Source organism: Streptomyces sp. RK62 (genome assembly GCF_018070255.1).
GTDB lineage: Bacteria > Actinomycetota > Actinomycetes > Streptomycetales > Streptomycetaceae > Streptomyces > Streptomyces nigra.
In genome coordinates, this window is sequence record NZ_JAGPYD010000005.1 from 315,640 (window position 1) to 335,653 (window position 20,014).

Consider the following 20,014-nt stretch of genomic DNA (forward strand, 5'->3'; position numbering starts at 1 on the left):
GGCGCCACGTCGGTACGACACCCTTTGCCCGGGGGCTGCCACCGCGAGGGACTACCGCCAGACGGTGCCCGCGATCTGGTGCTCCGCGGCGGCGGAAGCTGCCACTTCCGCGTCCCGGTGAAGGACAGCGCGTACGGATACCGCTATGCCGGGCTGCGCCTGTTCCACAGAGCGGGCGGCAAGGTGTTCGTGGTGCCTCGGGAGTGGAGCCCACAGCACGGGACGCTGTACCAGTTGGAACAGAGTGAGTCCGTGCGGATCGAGTACGGGAGGCGCGGAAAAAAGCAGACGGACGAGTGTTCCTCGGGCTGATCCGCCACGCAGGGTGCAGCTGCCCGGAGACCGCGGTGGGGGAGGGCGGCCTGGTCGGTTCGACCGGCCTTCCACACGTGTTCGCTGGGCCTGTCCGCTCACACCGCCGGCGGCGCGATGACGTGGCCACCGGACTGTGCTGTTCGACCAACCGCAGCCCGGTGTGCGCGGCTAGCGCGGGCCCGGCTCAGCTTGTCGTGTGACCCGCTGCGTGCACTGGTCCGAGGCCAGAGTGTCAGTGCCCGGTGATACCTGTAGGGCATGGAAGATGCGATGGCCGTCCTGCGCGAAGCCTTTCCGGCAGAGGTCTGTCACCGTCCTTTGGACAGGGAGGAGCTCCGGGTGTGGGAGCGCAAGCAGGGGGTGGTGTTGCCCGAGCCGTATCGCACTTTCCTGACCGAGATCGCGAACGGTACCGAAGACGGTCCGCCTGACGAAGGTGGTCTGCTGCCCCTGGGAGAGAAACCGGACAGCTGGGCCGACTGGGAAGCGCACTGCTGGATGAGCCCGAAACCGTTCGATGGCGCCGCCCTGCGCCTGCCAGGCCAGCCCTTCCCTCTTGAGAAGGAGTGGCAGTGGGAGTACGACTACTGCGACCACACCTGCCACTCGCCTCTGTTGCACCAGACCTACCAGCACGGCTCCGTGCTGCTGGGCAGCGACAGCCCTGGTGAGTACTGGACGCTCGTGGTGGCCGGGCCGCAACGCGGCCGGGTGTGGTGGCTCAGAGACGGATGCGCCGCACCCTATGCCGACCGCCCCTCCGGTCAGCCGGGGGGCGATTTCCTGCACTGGGTGAGGGACTGGCATGTCGGACAGGGCTGGTGGCGGGCCGAGTAGCGCCTCCACACCCAGGTCGGGGACTCGACCGCTCGAATCCTCCCTCGAATGTGATCACGATCTTGGCGACCAAGACCGTCGGTTACAAGCCCTGCGGCATCTCATCGTGACGTGATCTCAGGGTCGACGTCGTTCGCCAGAGTGAGCGCTCAGCCTGTGCCGGCCTCCAACGGAAGGCGGTCCCGGAAATACTCCGACTCCAGCCACTCCTCCTTCACGAAAAGCGGACGTGTCAGGCGCGCCGCCCCGACCCGCTGTGAGCGCAAAAGAACCCCCAGATCGGTCAGGGAAAGCGAGTCATCAGACGTGTAGAGCACGCAGTTCCCATGCTCCCAGCATGCTCCAGCAAGAACTGCTGACCCTGTTCCAGGTCGCTCCCTGCCAGCGGGAAGCCAGACAGGAAGACCTGCGGACCGGCGACTGCATCCAGCGCAACGCACGCGAGTTTGCCCGCGTCGTAGAACGTTTTCAGCGCGCCCGGGAAGGCCTCCTGCGCATACGGACCGCCAACGCGTTCCTGCGGTTCCGGGACCCCGAGTGCGCGGGCGACCTCGGCTGGTGACATCCCGAACTGCAGAGGCCCCACACCTGCTCCCGACCGCAACTCCCAGCACTCCCGCTCCGCGTTCGCCTCCATTCACCCGCTCCCACGTCCAAGCGGTCCGAGTCCGCTTCTGCTGCTCATGCCGCATCCACAAGGCGAGGATCATGGAGTCTGTTCAGTTCCACAAGTGCCAACGGCACTGTTCCCGGAAGCCGGAGTCACCCTCAATCGATTAGTCGGCACGGTCGAGTGTTGGGTGGGCGAATCGAGTTGGACGTGGCCATTCGAGTCACGGTTTCGCGGGGTGCGTGTCCACGCACCACACCAGGGCGGCTGCCACCGCTGAGTGATGCGTGACCGGTTGGAGTCAGGAAGCGGGCCTGACGCGGCGGTTTCTACAACCACTTCGCGTCCAAGGACGACCTGGCCGCCGAGGTGTGCAACGCCTCGTTGGCGGCGTCCCTGGGCGTGCTGGCGCAGGCCGCCGAGGACGGGGATGCTCCCGCCGGCTCGCCGCAGCGGCGGGTCGTGGACGACCACCTCTCGGCCGAGCACCGCAACGCCCGGACGGCAGCTGCGCCTCCGCTTCCCTGGTGATCGACGCCGCACGCCACGACGAGACCATCCAGCGCTCGTACGCCGCAGGCGTGGAGGGCTGCCTGGCCGGCTTCGCCTCGGAACTCGCCTGCGAGCACGACGGAGAACTCGCTCCGCGAAAGGTCCGCGACCAGGCGGTGCTGCTGCTCAGCCGACTCGTCGGCGCGATGGTCGCTCGCGCCGTACGCGACGTCGAGCCGGGCCTGTCCGACGAGGTCCTGCGGACGTGCCGCGCGCACGCGCTCGATGGAAGGGTGCCGGGCGGAGAGGTCGAGGTCAACTCCTGGCAGCCTGAGTGTCGCTGTCCCGGGCACTCCGCGCGAACGGCACCACCACGATCTGCACGGCGTTCTCGTAGACGACACGTCCCGGATCGGCGGACCGCAGAAGCTGACAGGCGACGCCGTGCGCCGCCAGGATCTGCAGGTAGCCAGGAACGTGAGCGAGGAGATGCGTGGCCGACGGCTTGAACCAGGCCGTGGCGCCGGGGTTCACATGCTCGTCGTAGACCCTGGGGTCGACGGTCGAGGGATCGGAGTAGACGGCGTCGTACCAACGGTTGTTGCGACGTCGGAAGGCTTCCTGCTCCTCTGAGAGCCTGCCCTGCCGCGCGAGGTTGTCCACGAGCCCGAAGACCCCGGTGAACCCACCCAGGCTGTTGCGATGCGGCGACTGGAACCGCAGGTACCGAACGCGCTCGCTGTCGCTGATCCCCTTCGGCACATCCTCGCACCGCCCTGAACGGCGGCGGCACGCTCCTGGCGCTCGAGGGCTCTACCCGCAGACCGGCCAGTCGCTGCCGGCACGGAGGTCTTCCGCCTTGGTGCCGAGAGGCAGCGTCTCCTTGTGCCGGCCGTCGGCTCGCACGACCTCGGCCCGCAGGACGCCGGCCGAGTACTGGTCGAGTTCCACCCCGTAGATCGTTCGCGTCGCGCCACGGGCCTCGATGACGCGTACCTTCCTCAGGGCGAGGCGCTCGTCACCACAGGAGAAGGACAGAACGGTCTCTCGGTCGGCCGCGACGATGAGCCCGACCGCGGGCCCGGCCGCGTACGTGTCCCCCTCGAACCAGCGCTCCAGCGCCGGTGCCGGGCCGATGCCCTCGGCGGGACGCGCCGTACACGACGACGCGCTGGTCGTGGCGGAGTGGAGCACGGAGCAGTACCGCCCGTCGGCGGTCACGTAGAAGAACACCGTGCTCCCGGCCGCCGCACTCACCAGACTCAGGCCCTCACGGTCGGGGGCGTCCCTCCCCGAGGCGATCTCGTCGAGCACGCGCCGACGGTGCCGCTCCACCAGCTCCTGCTGCGACTCCTGCGAGGGCGAGGCGGACGCCTTCCGCTGCGGTTGCGGTGACGTGGAACCACTGTCGCGCGACTCGGCGGGACGGCTCTCCGCCGCGCCCCCCGACCACGACGTGAACATACCCGCCACGATCACGACCACAGCCGCCGCAACGCCCCCCGCCCATCGAGGCCCCATCACGCCGCCCCCTCCCCGCCCCGGCCAAAACGCAGGTCAGTGTACAGGCGCGGGCCGTCGGCAGCCGAACGTGTGCGGAGAGCCGGAGGGCGGCACCTGAGGTGCGACTCCGCAGCCGGTCGGCGTTCCGGGACCGGGCGCCGACCGGCTGCGGCGGGCCCTCAGTGGCGCGGAGCGGGATAGGCCCTGGGCAGCCGCATGCCCCGGTCCTCCATGATGTCCCGCACCCGGTTCGGGTAGTCGGTGATGATGCCGTCGATCCCCATGTCCATCAGCGCCTCGATGGTCGCCGGGTCGTCGCACGTCCACGGGATGACCTTCAGCCCGCGCCGGTGCGCGTCGGCGACCATCTTCCGGTCGGGGTAGAAGCGGAAGCCCGGGTCGGCGACGGTGCCGTTCTGCGGGAACCCGTAGTTCGGGGAGAGCGCCGTCACGCCGGGTACGGTCGCGGCGGCCTTGACGAAGTCACCGTCGTAGTCGTCGGCATCGATGCCCCCGAGCCAGGGCGAGGCGCCGGGCTTGCCGACCTGAAGGAAGTCGTAGTTCGTCAGGGCGACGAGGGGGTACTTCGGGGCGAGCTCGTGCATCGCCTTGAGCGCGCCCCAGTCGAACGACTGGATCGTGACCTGCTTCTCGATGCCGGAGCGGTGGATCTCCTCGTACACGCGCCGGACGAACACCTCGCGCGGGGCGGTCTGTTCGGGTGCGCCGGCCTCGACCTTCGTCTCGATGTTCAGCTTGACCTGCTTGGCCTTGTACCGCTTGACGAGATCGAGGACGTCCTTGAGCTCGATCATGCGGAAGCCCTTGATCTGCTCCTGCTCCGGATAGCCGGGCAGCTGCTGGAACCCGCAGTCCATGGTGCGGATCTGAGCGAGCGTCAAGTCCTTGATGTACTTGCCGACGTACGGGAACTGCGGATCGCCCGGCGTCAGCGGCGCGGTGTCCTTGCACTTCTGCGCGCTGATCTGACGGTCGTGGTTGACGACGACCTTCTGGTCCCTGGTGATCTGGGTGTCCAGCTCCAGGGTGCTGACGCCCAGCCGAAGCGCCTTGCCGAAGCCCTCCAGGGACTCCTCCGTGGTCAGCCCCAGGCCGCCGCGGTGGGCCTGCAGGTCGAAGGCGCCCTGGTGGGGTGACTCGTGGGACGGGGTGGTGTGCGGGTGCGTGGCCGCCTGCGCTGTCGTCGGGAGAGCGAGCAGGGGCAGGAAGGCCAGGCCGGCGACGGTGTGCCGCAGGGACATGGGGTGCCTCGTTCATTTCGTGTATGGGGTCCGACGGGACACGCGACAGGCAAACCCCGGGGCGCGGCACCCGCGGGGACGGCGGATGAGGCGGTGGTGAACGGGCGCCGAACGGTGATCTTTCTGCTTCGGCCGTGAGCAGGCAGGCCTCCGTGCGGCCTGGGGTGCCGTCCGATGCCTGGCCGAGCCGTGACCGATACACGATGAATGGGTGCGGCGGACATAGTGCGCAGTCGAACGACAGGCCGCCGCAACCGGCGCAGTAGCCGTGCGTCTTGATCTCTTCCCAGAGGATCCAGGCGTTCGTGCAGCCCTCGGCCCATCGCTCGTGCAGGTAGGGCTTGAAGTCACCGAGCTTGGTCCTGCGGTTCTGCCACTGCCCCTGGAACAGATCCTCCGGCCTCGCGGCGTCTGCCAGCCGTTGGACGGTTCGGTAGGTCATGTTGAGCTGGCGCTGGATCGAGCGTCGGCTGTGGCCGGTGGTCAGCAGCGCGTGGACGGTGGGGTGCTTGGCGCGGGTGCGGTCGGCGAACCGGTGCCCGGTGGGCCACGGTGTCCCGCTCTCGGCCGGCGCCGGCGCCAAGCGCCGGACACGAAGTCGCAACACCGCCCGCCGTCCCGACACGGGAAGATCGGCGGGAAATCGCAGGTGCAAGACCGCTCAACGGTTCAGCCGTCCGAGGGTGAGACTTCCTGCCCCTGCTCCAAGTCCCTGTGCTGCTCCGCATCGAGGGCGATGGCATTACGCCGAGAGGCTGCGGTCTTGCGGCCCGAGACCGCTCCGATGCCGGCTCCGCGGGCGGTGAGGCGCGGGGAATAGGCAGGGGCCGGGTACGAGAGGTGCACGAGGCGAGTCTGTTCCTGACGCATGTGCATGAGCGACTCGAGGATGTAGCCCACCAGCAGCACGAGCGTGGCGATCGTCATGATCGCGGCGGCCAGAACCGCCGTGGGAAGGCGGGGCACGGTGCCGGTGCGGACGAAGTCGGCGATGACGGGGATGCCCAGGACGACCGAGACGAGGGCCAGCACTCCAGCGATCACGGTGTGCACGAGCGAGGGGCGCTCGCGTCTCGCCAGGTCGAGGATGACCCGCAAGATGCGCCAGCCGTCCCGGTAGGTGCGCAGCTTGCTCTCTCCACCGGCCGGCCGGACTCGGTAGTCCACGGCCACCTCCGCCGTCGGGAGGCGGAGATGGAGGGCATGGATCGTCATCTCGGTCTCGGTCTCGAACTCCCGGGCCAGTGCCGGGAAGGATTTCACGAAGCGCTGCGAGAAGACGCGGTAGCCGCTGAGCATGTCGGTGACGTCGTTGCCGAAGAGGGAGCGCACCGCCCCGGTGAGCAATTTGTTGCCTGCCGCGTGACCCGTCCGGTAAGCCCCGTCGTCCGTGACCCGACGGGCCCCCACGACCTGGTCGTACGGGCCATCGAAAAGCAGATTGACGAGATCCCGGGCTCGGGAGGCGTCGTAGGTGTCGTCTCCGTCGATGATGAGCAGGGCGTCCGCAGCGACGTCGGCGAAGGCGCGGCGGATGACGTTGCCCTTGCCCTTGCGGGGTTCCTGACGGACGATCGCGCCCGCCGCTCGAGCGACTTCGACCGTGCGGTCGGTGGAGGCATTGTCGTAGACGTAGACGATCGACTCGGGGAGTGCCGCGCGCAGGTCGCGCACCACCTTGCCGACGGCCGCCTCCTCGTTATGGCAGGGCACGACGCATGCGATCGTCGGTTCCACGGCCGCTCCTCACTCGAACTCAACCTTCACACAGTAGGAAATACTGCGATATGAGCGCGCCTCGGCCGTGAGGGCGCGCCGGGTCGCTACTTTCACCGTGTGCCGGTCCTCATCTCCGTGGCGCTGCGCGCGCGTGACGCCATAAAGGGCATGTGGCGTGAGGCCGCAAAGTTCGGCGTCGTCGGAGCACTGGCCTTCGTCGTGGACAACGGCGGCTACAACCTGCTCGTCTTCGGCTTGCCAGGTGGCGCGCAGGGCGGGCCGATGGACGCATATCCCGTTCAGGCGTCCGTTCTGGCGACGAGTGCCGCCGCGCTCTTCAGCTGGATCGGGAACCGCTACTGGACCTACCGGCATCAGCACCGCGAGAGGCTGACCCTCGAGCTCGTCCTGTTCTTCGTGGCGAACGGCGTGGGGCTCGTCATCACCGCGGGGACGGTCTATGCCTCCCGGCATCTGCTCGGCCTCGACTCTCCGCTCAGCGACAACACGGCCCGCATCATGGGCTGGGTACTGGCGACCTTGTTCCGTTTCTACGCCTATCGGCGCTACGTCTTCGTCGCATCCTGAGTCGTGAGCACCCCGGCGCTAGCATCCGACATATGGAAAAAATGGGATGGGTGCTGCCGGTGCAGCGCTGGGTCCGGGGACTGGCCGCCGTCGCCGCGCTCTGCTGCCTGGGCACGATCCTCACGTTTGCTCCCGGTTACCTGAGTCCCGATAGCCTCGACCAGCTCCGGCAGGCCAGAGGGATGACACCCCTGACCGACTGGCACCCGCCGGTGCTGAGCCTGTTGTGGCGCGCGCTCATCGCCGCCACCGGGTCGTTCGCGTCCATGGCCGTGCTCCAGTCGCTGGTCTTCTGGGGCGCGCTATGGGTGCTGGCCTGGTGCGTGTGGGATCTGACCGCGAGCCGTCACGGTTCACTCGCGGTGCTGGGGCTCGGTCTCCTGCCGTGGGTGCTGACCTTCGTCGGAGTGGTGTGGAAGGACGTCCACGCGGCGTTCGCGCTGCTCGCGGCATGCGCGGTCGCATTCGTGGGGCTGAGGCTGCGGGACGGTCACTCGCGTCCCGTCGTGCGATGGGGGCTGCTCTGGTTGGGCGTGCTGTTCCTCGCGTACGCCATCCTCGTGCGCAAGAACGCGTTCCTCGCCGCGATCCCGATCTTCGTCCTGCTGGTCCTGGCGCTGTGGCGTGGTCCTGGACGCCATATGTGGGTGAAGTGCACGGCAATCCTCTTGGTCGCCCTCCTCGTACCGGCAGCAGCCATCTCCCTCATCGCGGGCCCTCTCCAGACGCATCAGAGCGCACAGATCGTTCTCGACGACCTGGTCCATGTGCTGACCGTGGAGGAGCTCCGGTCGGCGGACATCCCCCCTGAGCTCAGGGACCGGCTCGTGGCGGCGGCGCGGGAGTGCGACCGGGTCGGTGCCCTGTCGGACGCCTACTGGGCCTGCTACGAACGCCCGGCGGACGGATTGCGCGGGGACTCGGACGAGATGACCTCCCTGTGGCTACGGGAGATGAGCGGGCATGTACCGCAATACATCCAGTACCGACTGCAGCTCTTCGCGAGTCTGCTGTTCGAGACGGGCTATCAGTACAAGGCGGGCGTCACCCCCAACGACCTGGGCATCGAGGTGGCGCACCCTCGGCTGGAGGACACCCTCGGCACCTACGTCAAGGGCATGGCCGAGGACATGCCCTGGCTGTTCCGCGGGTGGTTCTGGCTGGCCGTCGCCATGGTGCTCGCCATTCGGCCCGGCAAGGGCCTGTTCTCGATGCCGGTGCGAGCGCTGGGAATCAGCTCGGCGGCCTACATTCTCGGCTATCTGCCGATCGTGCCCGCGACGGACTTCCGCTACGTCTACTGGCCGGCGATGGCCTGCTCCCTCGGCCTGCTCCTGCTGTGGCTGGGGCGGCGGGCGACGACGCCCCGGCGAACGGCGAGCCCCGGCGCCGTGACAGACCGTACGGTGACGGCGCATCAGCCGACGGACACCGAGAGCCGGTCACCGCGCAGTGACGCTCCAGCCAGTCGTCAGGCAGCCGCAGGCCCGGCACAGGCTGGGCCAGGCGGATGAGACCCGATCCGGTCGGAAGCACCTGGCAGTGCGGACTGCGTCCGTGACCGGCCGGTCCCGAAAGCCGGCACTTGACCGCTTTCGCCACCGTCGCCGGCCGCAGTCACAGGATCTCGCGGGTGCCCTCGACCGCAGCGGCAAAAAGACAGTGGGCCCGTGTGTGCGGGAGTTCCATTGGGTCCCCAGTGCTCTGAACCCATAGGTTCGCCGGGTTGGCGGTCCTGGTCGCGGGGTGTCGATCGATCCAGCCGTAGGCTCCACTGTCATGGGATCAGCGATGTCTTTCATCCATCACCTTGGGGTGTTCGCCTCCGACTTCGAGGCGAGCGAAAGGTTCTACACCGCGGCGCTTGAGCCGCTCGGGATCTCTGCCGGTTACCGGGCAGATGGTGTCGCCGAGTATTGGCATCCGGATCGGGATACGCCCTCGGTGTCGTTGGATCGGGCGGATCAGTCGGCTACGGCGACCCGGGGGATGCACCTCGCGTTCGATGCCGGGAGTCGAGCAGCGGTGGACACGTTCCACTCGGCTGCGGTGGCGGCCGGGGGCGTCTCCCGGCACACTCCGCGGCTTTGGAGTGAGTATCGCGCCTACTGTGCGTTCGTCAGCGATCCCGACGGCAACAACATCGAGGCCGTTCACAAGGAGATCCAGTAGCAGCTCAGCCCTGGTCAAGCTGTCCCAGCCACTGGGCGTCGGCCCCAGCGGATGCCCTTCTCGCGCCGAATGCGGGCGCGTTCGCGTCGGGTTGTGCGGCCAGAACGTCGGGATGGCGGGGCGTTGGCGTTGCGCCAGCACAGGTGCCCACACTCACACGGCCGATCAGACCAACACCGGCCACACCAGCGACGTCGACTACGTCTAGGACGCCACCGGCAACGTCAAATCGATCACCGACCAGGCAAACGGCACGGACACCCAGTGCTTCTCCTACGACGGCTACCGCCGCCTGACCGAATCCTGGACCCCCTCCAGCAACGACTGCATCACCACCCGCTCGACGTCCGCCCTGGGCGGCCCCGCCCCGTACTGGACCAGCTGGACCTACAAGCCAGGCGGCCTGCGCGACACCCAGACAGAACACAAGGCCAGCGGTGACACTAAAACCGCATACGGCTACCCCACCGTCAACGCCGACGGCACCGGCCAGCCCCACACCCTGATCTCCACCAGCACCAACGGAGGCACACCCAAGCCCTACACCTACGACGAACAGGGCAACACGACCAAGCGCTACGGCCCCACCGGAACCCAGCACACTCTCGCGTGGGACATCGAAGGGGAGCTCATCCGCCTCACTGAAGGCACCAAGACCACCGACTACCTCTACGACGCCAACGGCGACCTCCTCATCCGCCGCGGCCCGGGCAAGACCGTCCTGTACCTGGCCGGCCAGGAACTCCACTACGACACCGGCGCAAAGAAATTCACCGCAGAGCGCTACTACCCCGCTGGCGACGCCACCGCCATCCGCACCGAGACCGGTCTCTCCTGGATGGTCGACGACCACCACGGCGCCGCCTCAATGGCAGTGGACGCCACCACCCAGGCCATACACGCCGCTACACCAAACCCTTCGGCGAAACACGCGGCGCCACCACGCCGGCCTGGCCCGACGACAAGGGCTTCCTCGGCAAACCCACAGACGCCGACACCGGACTCACCCAGGTCAGCGCCCGCGAATACGACCCAACCACCGGACGATTCCTCTCCGTCGACCCCGTCCTCGCTCCCGACGACCACGAGTCCCTCAACGGCTACGCCCACGCCAACAACACGCCCGTCACCAAGTCCGACCCCACCGGCCTGAAGCCGGCCGGCCTCTGCGAACGAACCTGCTCGGACGGCAACGGCGGCACCTACCGCGACTACGTGACGATGGGGCCTGACGGAGAATGGGAGCAGCACAGCACGCAGACCACCACCCAGACTTTCCACCACCGGACAGCGAACGGTGGTGTCGGAACCGGCACCATGACCGTCACCGTCCACACCGACGGCGCGACTAGTTCAGCGCAAATAGTCTTCAAGAAGGGGCCCAACCCGAGACCCAAGAAGGACGACGGTAACTGCAACGCCTGCTGGGCGATGGGCGCCAACCCGAATCACGACCCCAACGCCAACGACATCCCAGATTCGGGCAAGCTCAGCACCTGGCAGAAGGTCGCCCTAGGCGTCGTCACAGTTGTAGGGTTGCTAGTCGCCGTGGCTCCGCTAGTTGTTAGCCCGGCCCTTGGGTGCCTAGCCTCTGCGCCCGCCTGCGCCGCAGCGATCGCCGAAACAGCTACCGGTGGTGCCTCCAGCGGAAGCGCGGTAGTGGGAACGGGCGCAGCGGGTATTGCCGCTACTCGCGCGGCAAGGGGTGCCGAAGCGGCACCCTTGGGCCTCCGGCGGGAAGAGTACGTGGCTCGATTGATCGGTGGCGTTGTCGCCAAAGACGCAAAGGGCCAAGACCCCAAAATTGTTATGCCTAACGTAGGGTCCAGCGGCCTAGATGTGATCGGACCGAACGGGGAGTACGTTTTCGTAGGGGGCGGAGGGAAAGTCAAACGTCCTGCAGATTTCGGAAAAGCTCTTAAGATAAACAAACATGCTGCAGACCAGACATGCGTTCCAGCTCACTACTATCTGGACGCATCCAGTACGCCCGAAACTGGAATCAATCAGGCGCGTAAGGTGTTCGGCTCTGATAATGTTCACCTCTTCGAAATGCGGAAGGAGTAAAGATGGGAGACGGTTTCATTCGATGGTATCGGGAGTCGGGGAGCAATTCGATCTTCTCCTGCCAGGTTGTCGCATTCGACCGGAATGGCGTCACTATCGCTCACCCAGACACCGGTGTCGTGGCCGTAGTTAATGTCGATGGCGATGATGTTGCTGTCGACTTCGAGAGGCTCGCATGGCTGATCGGCCTCAGGACTCCGTCCGTCACTGTGAATTGGTGGATCTCGCCGGACACTAACGCGGTGGGCACCTACTCGCATGAGCCGATGGGCTGCGAAGTGCAGACATTCTGGTTGGATGGGGTGAACGCTTCAGAAGTGCAAACCCTTAAGTCTGCAATTATGTCGACGATTTCGCAAGTGTCGACACCGACGCGCGCTTTGGTGTGCGACGTTCGAGGGCTTACGGACGTCGATGACTGGGATTCGGTGGCCCTCTACGAGGGCGCTAAAATCCCTGGTGCTGTCGATTCGTTGCTCCTAGGTCAAGGTGTCGCCGATCGGGTCCTCTCTGCTGCAGGTTTGTGCGGCGAGACGGGGGAGTTCGGTTTCATTGAGGTAATCGCGACCTGAGCGTGTGTTCCGTATCTCTTTCGGCGGGGAGAAAGGCAATGGGGTCTTCCTGCCGAAGGAGACACCATGACATGGGGTACTGAACTTGAGCTCCTGAGCCCCGGCGAGGCCGATGCCCGTCCCCGCCTGTGGTGGATCAAGGGTGACGGCACCTTCCTCATGAGCAACGGCATCACCGCCGCCCCCAACACCCGGGCAGCGGACGGCAGCTGGCACCACATCGTCTACGCCGACGGCTGGGGGCCGGCCACCGACCCGTCGACCGTCCTGGGGCAGCGAAGACCTCCTGTGGGCCGTCGGCTGCCACCCGGCACCGTCCGGGAGACGTGCGACGGCGACCCGGGCGACTGCCCGGCCTCTGGGAGAACGTGGAGCTCGTGGTCGTGCCCGATGCGGCGCCCCGGCGGCCCGAACTGCTGACCCGGCTGCAGGCCCGGGCGGACGCGGCCGGGCTGATCACGTGGGAGGTCAATGTCGACTCCACGATCTGCAGGGCCCATCAGCACTCCGCGGGCGCCCGCCGCAACGGCCAAGCCCAGACGGGGGCGGCCCGGACCGGTGCGGGGCACCCGGATGTCTTCCAGGACGGCGGTGAATTGAGGACTGTCACGGCGCGGGAAGGCCGGCGGGCGGCCTCCTGTCTACGAGATCGTCCGCCGCGACACCACCCGCAACGAGCACGAGGTCACCACGGCCACCAGCATCAACAACATCGCCCGCGACCTCACCATCTGGTTGGCTGCCCGCGACTTCCCGGACGGCCAACCAGGCAGGTCAGCGACTTCCAAAACACGGCCTAGCCGTGGGGTACGACGGCGACGGGCGCGTGAGCGTGGTGGATCACGCCGTGGGTGACGGGCCCGATACGCATGCCGAGGGCGGGCCGGTGCGTCTTACGGCCGACAACCACCAGTGAGGCGTTCGGGGCGGCCTGGAGGACGACCTCCGCAGCGGGAGCGAGGTCGATCCTGTGGGCCACCTCGACCTGCGGATACCGCTTCCGCCACGGCGCGAGGGCATCCAGGAGCTCCTTCTCGACCCGACCCTCCCAGCCGCCGTCCTCGTCACCCATGCGCACGGCCGCGGGGTTGTGCGCGAACACCGGTGGACGGCTCCAGGCATGCACGGCACGCAGCGTGGCCCCACGGGCTGCCGCGGCGGCGAAGGCGAACTCCAGCAGTTCCTCGACGGGCTCGTCCCGGTCCTGGATTCCTACGACCACTTCGCCACCGTCCTGGTCAACGGATCGGGTGCCCTGCGCGGCGTCGCCGTTGCTCGAGCGCACCAGCACCACGGGGACACTCGCCCGGGCGAGGACCTGCTGACCGACGGACCCGAGGAGGAACCCCGCGATGGCGCCGTGCCCACGCGAGCCCAGCACCAGCATCTCGGCATGCTCCGTCTGCCCCAACAGCGCGCGCGGCGCCAGATCGGACACCTGCACGACTTCGATCGGCAGCTCCGGATGCCGGACGGCCAGATCCTCCCTGACCTCGCTCAACAACCCCTGCGCCCATAGCCTCTGGGCTTCCGACTCCTGAGCCGAGGGTACGTCGACCGGACGCCAGATCCAGGCAGTGACCAGCCGCAACGGCACCGCACGGCGCTGCGCCTCGCGGGCGGCCCAGTCCGCTGCCGCACGGCTCTCACGGGAACCGTCCAGACCTACGACGATGGGGCGAAGCATGAGGAGTACCTCCGTGTCCGATACGGCGGGGTCGTGTAATTTCCCGCCGACCCTGGCTCAGAGCGTGGCGCAGGAGCGACGTCGGGCCCATGGGCCGGTGGTCCCGGCTCCGGTCCTGCGGTCCCTCCGACGGGAGGTCTGTTCGGTCCCCATCACGCGGACAACTCCGTGGTTGTTGTCACAGCCCCCGACATCAGGCCGAACGGCCCTCCTGCCGCCCCCGTACGTCCCAGGTCCTACCCGGGGTGGATCCCGCATGCTGGTCTCACACCAGTACTGACCAGGAGGACGACCGGCATGACCGTGCGTGTGGCAATCACCGGATTCGGGCATCGGGCGTAACTGCCTGCGCTTGGTGCTGGAGCGTGCGGGGACGGGCACCGGCACTCCGATCGAGGTGGTGGCGGTCAACGACCTCGCCTCTCCGGCGGCACTCGCCCATCTGCTGGAGTACGACTCGACGTACGGCAGGCTGCACCGCACGGTCGAGCACGACGACACCTCGATCACCGTCGATGGGCACCGCATCGCTGTCACCGCCGAAAGTGACCCCGCCGCCCTGGACTGGGCCGGCCTCGGCGTGGACGTCGTCATCGAGTCCACCGGCCGCTTCCGCACACGCGAGGACGCCGGACTGCACCTCAAGGGCGGAGCCGGCAAGATGCTGCTGTCCGTGCCGGCCGGCACCGGAGCGGCCCGCGCCGTGGGCTTGGTTCTGCCGGAGCTGGCGGAGGGTGTCGTGCCGTGCTGCCCACGGCGTCTGACGGCCGCCCGGTTCGTCACCGACGGGCTGGGCGCTCCCCAGCAGCCGGTGGCCCGCCCGCACCGGTGCTCCAGCGCGGACCGGGCCCGGCTCCAGCTGCCGTACGAGCCATGAGGACGCCTGCAGGAAGCGGCGGAGGGGTGTTCAGTGACGGATGAGCGCCAGTACCTCGTCCCGAACCCGGGTCAGTGTCGTCGGGTCCGTCGCCTCGGCGTTGAGGCGCAGCAGTGGTTCGGTGTTGGAGGGGCGCAGGTTGAACCACCAGCCGGGGGTGGACACGGTCAGGCCGTCGAGTTCGTCGAGGGTGGCTTCCGGGTGTCCGGCGAAGTGGGCGCGTACGGCCGTGAGGGTGGAAGCGGGGTCCGTGACGGCGGTGTTCAGTTCTCCCGACGCCGCATAGCGCTGGTAGCGCTCGACCAGGCGTGACAGCGGCTCCGGCTGCGAGCCGAGGGCGGCGACGACGTGGAGCGCGGCGAGCATGCCGGTGTCCGCGTTGTAGAAGTCGTGGAAGTAGTAGTGCGCCGAGTGCTCTCCCCCGAACACCGCCTGCGTGCGGGCCATTTCGGCTTTGATGAAGGAGTGGCCCACACGTGTGCGGACCGGGGTGCCGCCCAGCTCGCGGACCACCTCGGGCACGGTCCGGGACGTGATCAGGTTGTGCAGCACGGTGCTTCCCGGGTGGTCGGCCAGCAGCCGGGCGGCGATCAGCGCGGTGATCGCCGACGGGCTGACCGCCTCGCCGCGTTCGTCGACCACGAAACAGCGGTCGGCGTCGCCGTCGAAGGCCAGTCCCAGGTCGGCTCCCGTGTCCCGGACGAGGCGCTGCAGGTCGACGAGGTTGGCGGGTTCGAGCGGGTTGGCCTCGTGGTGGGGGAAGGTGCCGTCGAGTTCGAAGTACAGCGGGACGATCTCCACGGGCACGTCCTGGAAGACGGCCGGCACGGTCAGGCCGCTCATGCCGTTGCCGGCGTCCACCGCGATGCGCAGCGGACGGAGCGCGCTGACGTCGACGAGGTCCAGCAGGTGGGAGGCGTACTCCTTCAGCATGTCCCGTCGGCCGATCGAGCCCGCGGGGCGGCGCGCGGCGGGCGGTTCCTCGCCGGACGACCAGCGCTCGACCAGCGTGCGGATGGCGAGCAGCCCGGTGTCCTTGCCGATTGGCGCGGCGCCGGCCCGGCACATCTTGATGCCGTTGTAGCGGGCCGGGTTGTGGCTGGCGGTGAACATCGCGCCGGGCAGATGCAGGGAGCCGCTGGCGAAGTACAGTTCGTCCGTCGAGCACAGGCCGATCTCGGTGACGTCGGCGCCCCGCTCGGCGGCACCCTGCGCGAAGGCACGCGCCAGCCCGGGCGAGCTGGGCCGCATGTCGTGTCCGGTGACGACGGCGTCCGCACCGGTCGTCTCCACGAAGGCGGCGCCGAACAACCGGGCCACTTCCTCGTCGAGCTGGTCCGGGACGAGGCCCCGGACGTCGTAGGCCTTCACCACGGCGGACAGGTCGACGCCGGGTCGGTCGTTCATCGGGGGTACTCCTCGTGGATCATCCATACGCCCGTGTCCTGCGGGACAGTGCGGCCGTCGAGCGGTGCGCTGGACAGCAGTACCCGGGCGCCGTCGTCCAGTGGGACGGGGCGCGCGGAGAAGTTGACCAGGCAGCGCAGCCGTGCCGACCGGTCGAAGGCGAACCACGAGCCGTCCGCCGGGCCTTGAACGCGCAGCACGGTGTCCGCGGCGGGGTGGTCGCGGCGCAGCCGCAGTGCCGCCCGGTACAGCGTCAGCATGGAGTCCTCGTCGTCCTGCTGTGCGGTGACGGTGAGTTCGGCCCAGTCGGCGGGCTGGGGGAGCCAGCAGTCCTCGGGCGCGGCCGCACCGAAGCCGTAGGGCGGGGCGGTGCCGGACCAGGGGAGCGGCACCCGGCAGCCGTCGCGTCCGCGGTGGCGGCGCTCGGAGCGTTCCCACAGGGGGTCGCGGATCCGGTCGTCCGGGATGTCGGCCTGCGGCAGGCCCAGCTCCTCGCCTTGGTAGACGTAGGCCGCACCGGGCAGGGCCAGCATCAGCAGGGCCGCCGCGCGGGCGCGCCGCTCACCGGCGCGGCCGCCACCGTACCGGGTGACGGGACGCACGGCGTCATGGCTGGAGAGGACCCAGGTGACGGGAGCGCCCACGGCCCGCATGGCGCGCACCGACTCCTCGACCACATCGCGCAGTGCCGCTCCGTCCCAAGGGCACTCCAGGAAGGCGAAGTTGAAGACCTGCTGCATCTCGTCCGCAGCGACGTAGCGGGCCAGCCGCTCCCGGTCGAAGATGCCCGCCTCGGCCACCATCACCCGCTCGTGGGGGGCGACTGCGCCTGCAGGCGCGGGGTGGTGGTTGAGCAGGGTGCGCCAGTTCCGGAAGAGCGGGTGCAGTTCCTCCTGGTCGTAGTAGGGCATGAGGTGGTTGCGGTGGACGTCCTGGTGCTGACCGGGGCCGGCGTCCGGCAGGTCGTCGGCCTTGAACAGGGTGTGGGCCACGTCGACGCGGAAGCCGTCGACACCGTGGTCCAGCCAGTGCTTCAGGACTCGTTCGAACTCGGCGGTCACCTGTGGATGGCGCCAGTTGAGGTCCGGCTGCTCCGGTGCGTGCAGGTGCAGGTACCACTGTCCGGGGAGGCCGTCCGCTTCCTCGACACGGGTCCAGGCGGGGCCGCCGAAGGCGGACTGCCAGTCGTTGGGCGGCAGTTCGCCCTTCTCGCCGCGCCCGTCGCGGAACAGGTACCGCTGCCGGGCCGGGGAGCCCGGGGCGGCGGCGAGCGCCGCGCGGAACCAGGGATGCTGGTCGGAGGTGTGGTTGGGGACCACGTCCACCAGGACCTTGATCCCGAGGGCGTGAGCTCTCTCCACCAGGGCGTCGAAGTCGGCCGGTGTGCCGAGGTCCGCGGCGACACCGGTGTGGTCGGCGATGTCGTATCCCCCGTCCGCAAGCGGCGAGGGGTAGAAGGGGGTGATCCACACGGCGTCGACGCCCAGCTCTGCCAGGTGGTCCAGGCGTGCGGTGGCGCCGGGCAGATCACCCGTGCCGTCGCCGTTGCCGTCCGCGAAGGCGCGCGGGTGGATCTCGTAGCAGACCGCCTCCCGCCACCACGGGACGGGACCGTCGGTTCCGGGCACTCCCGTCATCGGGCACCTCTGGCGGATGCGGGGGAGGTCAGGAACACCGTGCGGCCGCTCTGCGCGGACAGGGTCGCGGCCCGGGCCACGGCCACCGCGGACAGCCCGGCCGCGGCGTCGGCCTGCGGGGTGCCGCCGTGGGCCGCGCAGTGGAGCAGGTCCGTCATCGCGGCCCGCACGCTCTCGGCGTACAGGTGCTGTTTGCGGTCTTCGCCGCCCAGGTCCACGACGCAGTCGACCCGGTGCGGGACGTTGCGTGTGACACCCCGGCCGCGGGCCTGGCGGGCGGAGCCGGCATCGCGCGTCACGGACACCGTGATGCGCTCCTGGCCGTGCGGGCGCAGCCCGGGTACCGCGAGCAGCTCCGCGGCCCGTGCGGGCAGCGCCTCCCAGCGGACGGCGCCCGCCTCGTCGGTCCACGCGGTGATCGTGGCGTACGTCGGGATCCAGCCGGTGAGGCGGGCTTCGGCGAATCCGTGGTCGAGCCGCATGAGCTGGCGTTCGGCGCGGTGGGCGTGGGTGAAGGAGTGGGTGTGGGTGGCGACCGCGCCGCCGGGGTGGACGGCGGTGGCCACCACGATGTCGACCGGCCCGTCCTCCCTGCGCACCTCGGTGCCCTGCACCTGGAGCGGCTCGCTGCCCATGAGCGCGTTGGCCGCGTCGAAGAAGTGGACGCCGTGCTCGACGTGGATGCCGCCGCTGTGCGCCGGGTTCCAGAACCAGTGTCCGGCGTCGAGGTCCTCGTCTGAGGCGTCGTTCTCGAAGGCGAACCGGCGCAGCGGGTCCAGGAGTTGTTCCTGGCCGAGGCGCGCCAGCAGCCGCAGGACGGGGTTGTAGCGCAGTACATGGTCGACCGCGAACACGCCGTCGGAGTGGCGGCTGGCCGCCTCGACGCGCGCGGCGTCCTCGACGGTGAGCGCCATGGGCTTCTCGCAGAAGACGTGCTTGCCGGCCCGGAGGGCGGTCACCGCGGCGTCCGCGTGCGCGGCCGGCGGGGTGGCCAGGACGATCACGTCGACGTCCGGAAGTGCGGCCACCTCCTCCACGCCGGCGCGGACGGCCGCGCCGTACCGGCCGGCGAGCGCCTGCGCCCGCTGCCGGTCGGCGTCGGCGCAGGCGGCGACGCGGACACCGGGGATGTCACGCACGGCGTCCAGCACGAACGTGCCGAAGGCTCCGCAACCGACCAGCGCCAGGCCGTACCCGGAGGGGTCGGGGCTCATTCGGACCGGTCCAGGCGGGCCACGCCGATGTGCGCGTCCGCCATGCCGTAGAAGACGTAGCGCACGCCGTCGATCTCCTCGATCGCGGTCGGGAAGACGACGTTGGGCACGGTGCCGGAACGTTCCTCCTCGGTCTCGGGCGCCATCAGCGGCTCCGAGGTGCGGGCGATGACGCGGCTGGGGTCGGCGGGGTCGAGGATCATCGCGCCCGCCGCGTAGTTGACCGTCTGTGCCTGCGCGAAGGGGTCCTCGATGGTGCCGGAGACGCCGTGGTGGATCAGCAGCCATCCCTCGTCGACCCGGATCGGAGCCGGACCGGCGCCTATCTTGAGCTCTTCCCAGGAGTACTCGGACAGGGCGACCAGGCGGTGGTGGCGCGGCCGGGTCAGGGCCCCCAGGTCCTGCTTGACCTCGTCGACGGGCACGTAGGAGATCCAGATACCGGGTCGCTCGTCGCTCAGACCGGCGGGCAGGTGCACGCCCTCGCCGGGACGGAACCAGCCCAGGTCCCACATCGGCCGGTGCAGCATGGCGTAGCACATCGCACCGTCCGGGCCCGGCACGGGCTCGGGGAAGTGCACGACGTCCTTGTTCGGGAACAGGTTGAGGTCGGTGTCGAGGTCGGGCTGGTAGGCGAACTGCAGGGGACCGAGGCGCTCCCAGCGGATCAGGTCCTCCGAGACGGCGAGGGCGGGCTTGGGGCCGAGGGGCCCGTAGGCCACGTACGACATGACGTGCAGGCCCAGGTCCTCGATCCAGGTGGTGCGGGGGTCCTCGACGCCGGCGTTGTTCTTGCCGCGCTCCCAGCCGGCGTCGGGTGCGAGGACCACGCCGCGGCGCTCGACGCCGGTGGGCACCCCGTCGTCCAGGGTGACCTCGGCGAGGCCGACACGGGAGACGTTGCCCTCGGAGACGAGCCGCGGGAGCAGGTGCAGCCTGCCGTCGGGCGTGCGGCCGGACGCCGGGTTGAGTACGCCCTCGACCTCGTTCGCCTCGCCGGGCAGCGGGGACATCACGACGCCGACTCGGGTCAGGGTGTAGGGGACATGGGGGGT

The 20,014-nt window shown here is 69.0% G+C and carries 18 protein-coding genes and 4 pseudogenes; 12 read left to right on the plus strand and 10 right to left on the minus strand.

The genetic code is table 11. From position 1 onward, the window contains the following. Window positions 1–573: 573 nt before the first annotated feature. From KBY32_RS12360 to KBY32_RS12370, 3 genes are all read left to right on the plus strand, one after another. Entirely contained in the window at window positions 574–1,152 is a 579-nt protein-coding gene (locus KBY32_RS12360) for an SMI1/KNR4 family protein (RefSeq protein ID WP_210979974.1), read from the plus strand. 337 nt (window positions 1,153–1,489) lie between these two features. Next, window positions 1,490–1,714: a hypothetical protein gene (locus KBY32_RS12365; RefSeq protein WP_210979975.1), complete on the plus strand. Its 225-nt coding sequence runs from the start codon at window positions 1,490–1,492 to the stop codon at window positions 1,712–1,714. Between the two features lie 432 nt (window positions 1,715–2,146). After that, complete coding sequence (locus KBY32_RS12370; RefSeq protein WP_210979976.1) at window positions 2,147–2,293, plus strand: hypothetical protein; 147 nt, start codon at window positions 2,147–2,149, stop codon at window positions 2,291–2,293. A 276-nt stretch (window positions 2,294–2,569) separates the two neighbouring features. Here KBY32_RS12370 and KBY32_RS12375 read toward each other — a convergent pair whose 3' ends face one another. From KBY32_RS12375 to KBY32_RS12390, 4 genes are all read right to left on the minus strand, one after another. Further along, window positions 2,570–3,016, minus strand: a complete 447-nt coding sequence (locus KBY32_RS12375; protein ID WP_210979977.1) for a hypothetical protein — start codon at window positions 3,014–3,016, stop codon at window positions 2,570–2,572. A 51-nt stretch (window positions 3,017–3,067) separates the two neighbouring features. After that, a complete protein-coding gene (locus KBY32_RS12380) occupies window positions 3,068–3,718 on the minus strand; it encodes a hypothetical protein (protein ID WP_210979978.1) in 651 nt (216 codons plus the stop codon). Between the two features lie 218 nt (window positions 3,719–3,936). Beyond that, window positions 3,937–5,019: a glycerophosphodiester phosphodiesterase family protein gene (locus tag KBY32_RS12385; RefSeq protein ID WP_210979979.1), complete on the minus strand. Its 1,083-nt coding sequence runs from the start codon at window positions 5,017–5,019 to the stop codon at window positions 3,937–3,939. Between the two features lie 669 nt (window positions 5,020–5,688). Next, a complete protein-coding gene (locus tag KBY32_RS12390) occupies window positions 5,689–6,756 on the minus strand; it encodes a glycosyltransferase family 2 protein (RefSeq protein WP_308293705.1) in 1,068 nt (355 codons plus the stop codon). 99 nt (window positions 6,757–6,855) lie between these two features. Here KBY32_RS12390 and KBY32_RS12395 point away from each other — a divergent pair, with 99 nt between their 5' ends. From KBY32_RS12395 to KBY32_RS12405, 3 genes are all read left to right on the plus strand, one after another. Then, window positions 6,856–7,326, plus strand: coding sequence for a GtrA family protein (locus KBY32_RS12395; protein WP_210979980.1), 471 nt, complete (start codon window positions 6,856–6,858; stop codon window positions 7,324–7,326). Between the two features lie 32 nt (window positions 7,327–7,358). Next, the gene (locus KBY32_RS12400; RefSeq protein WP_210979981.1) at window positions 7,359–8,840 is read left to right on the plus strand and encodes a hypothetical protein; all 1,482 of its coding nucleotides are present in this window, start codon (window positions 7,359–7,361) and stop codon (window positions 8,838–8,840) included. Window positions 8,841–9,105: 265 nt separating this feature from the next. Beyond that, entirely contained in the window at window positions 9,106–9,498 is a 393-nt protein-coding gene (locus KBY32_RS12405; RefSeq protein WP_210979982.1) for a VOC family protein, read from the plus strand. Window positions 9,499–9,512: 14 nt separating this feature from the next. Here the strand turns inward: KBY32_RS12405 and KBY32_RS35940 are convergent. Next, a pseudogene (locus tag KBY32_RS35940) lies at window positions 9,513–9,644 on the minus strand (IS630 family transposase); the annotation flags it as partial. 688 nt (window positions 9,645–10,332) lie between these two features. On the opposite strand from KBY32_RS35940, the pseudogene KBY32_RS35300 reads away from it, so the two are divergent. From KBY32_RS35300 to KBY32_RS35315, 5 genes and pseudogenes are all read left to right on the plus strand, one after another. Further along, window positions 10,333–10,590 (plus strand): annotated as a pseudogene (locus KBY32_RS35300) (RHS repeat-associated core domain-containing protein); the annotation flags it as partial. A gap of 225 nt (window positions 10,591–10,815) precedes the next feature. After that, window positions 10,816–11,565: a hypothetical protein gene (locus KBY32_RS35305; protein ID WP_247689337.1), complete on the plus strand. Its 750-nt coding sequence runs from the start codon at window positions 10,816–10,818 to the stop codon at window positions 11,563–11,565. Window positions 11,566–11,567: 2 nt separating this feature from the next. Next, a complete protein-coding gene (locus tag KBY32_RS12415; RefSeq protein WP_210979983.1) occupies window positions 11,568–12,137 on the plus strand; it encodes a hypothetical protein in 570 nt (189 codons plus the stop codon). A 66-nt stretch (window positions 12,138–12,203) separates the two neighbouring features. After that, on the plus strand, window positions 12,204–12,557 hold the full coding sequence (locus KBY32_RS35310; protein WP_247689338.1) for a DUF3085 domain-containing protein: 354 nt from the start codon (window positions 12,204–12,206) through the stop codon (window positions 12,555–12,557). Between the two features lie 11 nt (window positions 12,558–12,568). After that, window positions 12,569–12,667: pseudogene (locus tag KBY32_RS35315) on the plus strand (IS5/IS1182 family transposase); the annotation flags it as partial. A 266-nt stretch (window positions 12,668–12,933) separates the two neighbouring features. Here the strand turns inward: KBY32_RS35315 and KBY32_RS12425 are convergent. Further along, a complete protein-coding gene (locus tag KBY32_RS12425) occupies window positions 12,934–13,824 on the minus strand; it encodes a universal stress protein (protein WP_210979984.1) in 891 nt (296 codons plus the stop codon). Between the two features lie 297 nt (window positions 13,825–14,121). Between KBY32_RS12425 and KBY32_RS12430 the strand changes: the two are divergent. Then, window positions 14,122–14,530, plus strand: a pseudogene (locus tag KBY32_RS12430) (glyceraldehyde 3-phosphate dehydrogenase NAD-binding domain-containing protein); the annotation flags it as partial. A 201-nt stretch (window positions 14,531–14,731) separates the two neighbouring features. Here the strand turns inward: KBY32_RS12430 and KBY32_RS12435 are convergent. Genes KBY32_RS12435 through KBY32_RS12450 form a run of 4 tightly spaced genes read right to left on the minus strand, consistent with a single transcriptional unit; the run spans window position 14,732 to window position 19,972 of the window. Further along, entirely contained in the window at window positions 14,732–16,108 is a 1,377-nt protein-coding gene (locus tag KBY32_RS12435; protein WP_210979985.1) for a phosphomannomutase/phosphoglucomutase, read from the minus strand. Beyond that, window positions 16,105–17,745 (minus strand): glycoside hydrolase family 13 protein, encoded by a 1,641-nt coding sequence (locus KBY32_RS12440; RefSeq protein WP_210979986.1) that lies wholly within the window; start codon window positions 17,743–17,745, stop codon window positions 16,105–16,107. The genes KBY32_RS12435 and KBY32_RS12440 overlap by 4 nt, the downstream gene beginning before the upstream one ends. Next, window positions 17,742–18,959 (minus strand): Gfo/Idh/MocA family protein, encoded by a 1,218-nt coding sequence (locus KBY32_RS12445; RefSeq protein WP_210979987.1) that lies wholly within the window; start codon window positions 18,957–18,959, stop codon window positions 17,742–17,744. The genes KBY32_RS12440 and KBY32_RS12445 overlap by 4 nt, the downstream gene beginning before the upstream one ends. Then, a complete protein-coding gene (locus tag KBY32_RS12450) occupies window positions 18,956–19,972 on the minus strand; it encodes a glycosidase (protein ID WP_247689401.1) in 1,017 nt (338 codons plus the stop codon). The genes KBY32_RS12445 and KBY32_RS12450 overlap by 4 nt, the downstream gene beginning before the upstream one ends. Window positions 19,973–20,014: the final 42 nt, after the last annotated feature.

Bases quoted from the DNA above. Each gene is read 5' to 3' on its own strand.
- KBY32_RS12360 (WP_210979974.1), top strand. From the start codon at position 574: ATGGAAGATGCGATGGCCGTCCTGCGCGAAGCCTTTCCGGCAGAGGTC.
- KBY32_RS12365 (WP_210979975.1), top strand. From the start codon at position 1,490: ATGCTCCAGCAAGAACTGCTGACCCTGTTCCAGGTCGCTCCCTGCCAG.
- KBY32_RS35310 (WP_247689338.1), top strand. From the start codon at position 12,204: ATGACATGGGGTACTGAACTTGAGCTCCTGAGCCCCGGCGAGGCCGAT.
- KBY32_RS12440 (WP_210979986.1), bottom strand. From the start codon at position 17,745: ATGACGGGAGTGCCCGGAACCGACGGTCCCGTCCCGTGGTGGCGGGAG.
- KBY32_RS12405 (WP_210979982.1), top strand. From the start codon at position 9,106: ATGGGATCAGCGATGTCTTTCATCCATCACCTTGGGGTGTTCGCCTCC.
- KBY32_RS12450 (WP_247689401.1), bottom strand. From the start codon at position 19,972: ATGTCCCCGCTGCCCGGCGAGGCGAACGAGGTCGAGGGCGTACTCAAC.
- KBY32_RS35305 (WP_247689337.1), top strand. From the start codon at position 10,816: ATGACCGTCACCGTCCACACCGACGGCGCGACTAGTTCAGCGCAAATA.
- KBY32_RS12445 (WP_210979987.1), bottom strand. From the start codon at position 18,959: ATGAGCCCCGACCCCTCCGGGTACGGCCTGGCGCTGGTCGGTTGCGGA.
- KBY32_RS12385 (WP_210979979.1), bottom strand. From the start codon at position 5,019: ATGTCCCTGCGGCACACCGTCGCCGGCCTGGCCTTCCTGCCCCTGCTC.
- KBY32_RS12425 (WP_210979984.1), bottom strand. From the start codon at position 13,824: ATGCTTCGCCCCATCGTCGTAGGTCTGGACGGTTCCCGTGAGAGCCGT.
- KBY32_RS12435 (WP_210979985.1), bottom strand. From the start codon at position 16,108: ATGAACGACCGACCCGGCGTCGACCTGTCCGCCGTGGTGAAGGCCTAC.
- KBY32_RS12415 (WP_210979983.1), top strand. From the start codon at position 11,568: ATGGGAGACGGTTTCATTCGATGGTATCGGGAGTCGGGGAGCAATTCG.
- KBY32_RS12380 (WP_210979978.1), bottom strand. From the start codon at position 3,718: ATGTTCACGTCGTGGTCGGGGGGCGCGGCGGAGAGCCGTCCCGCCGAG.
- KBY32_RS12400 (WP_210979981.1), top strand. From the start codon at position 7,359: ATGGAAAAAATGGGATGGGTGCTGCCGGTGCAGCGCTGGGTCCGGGGA.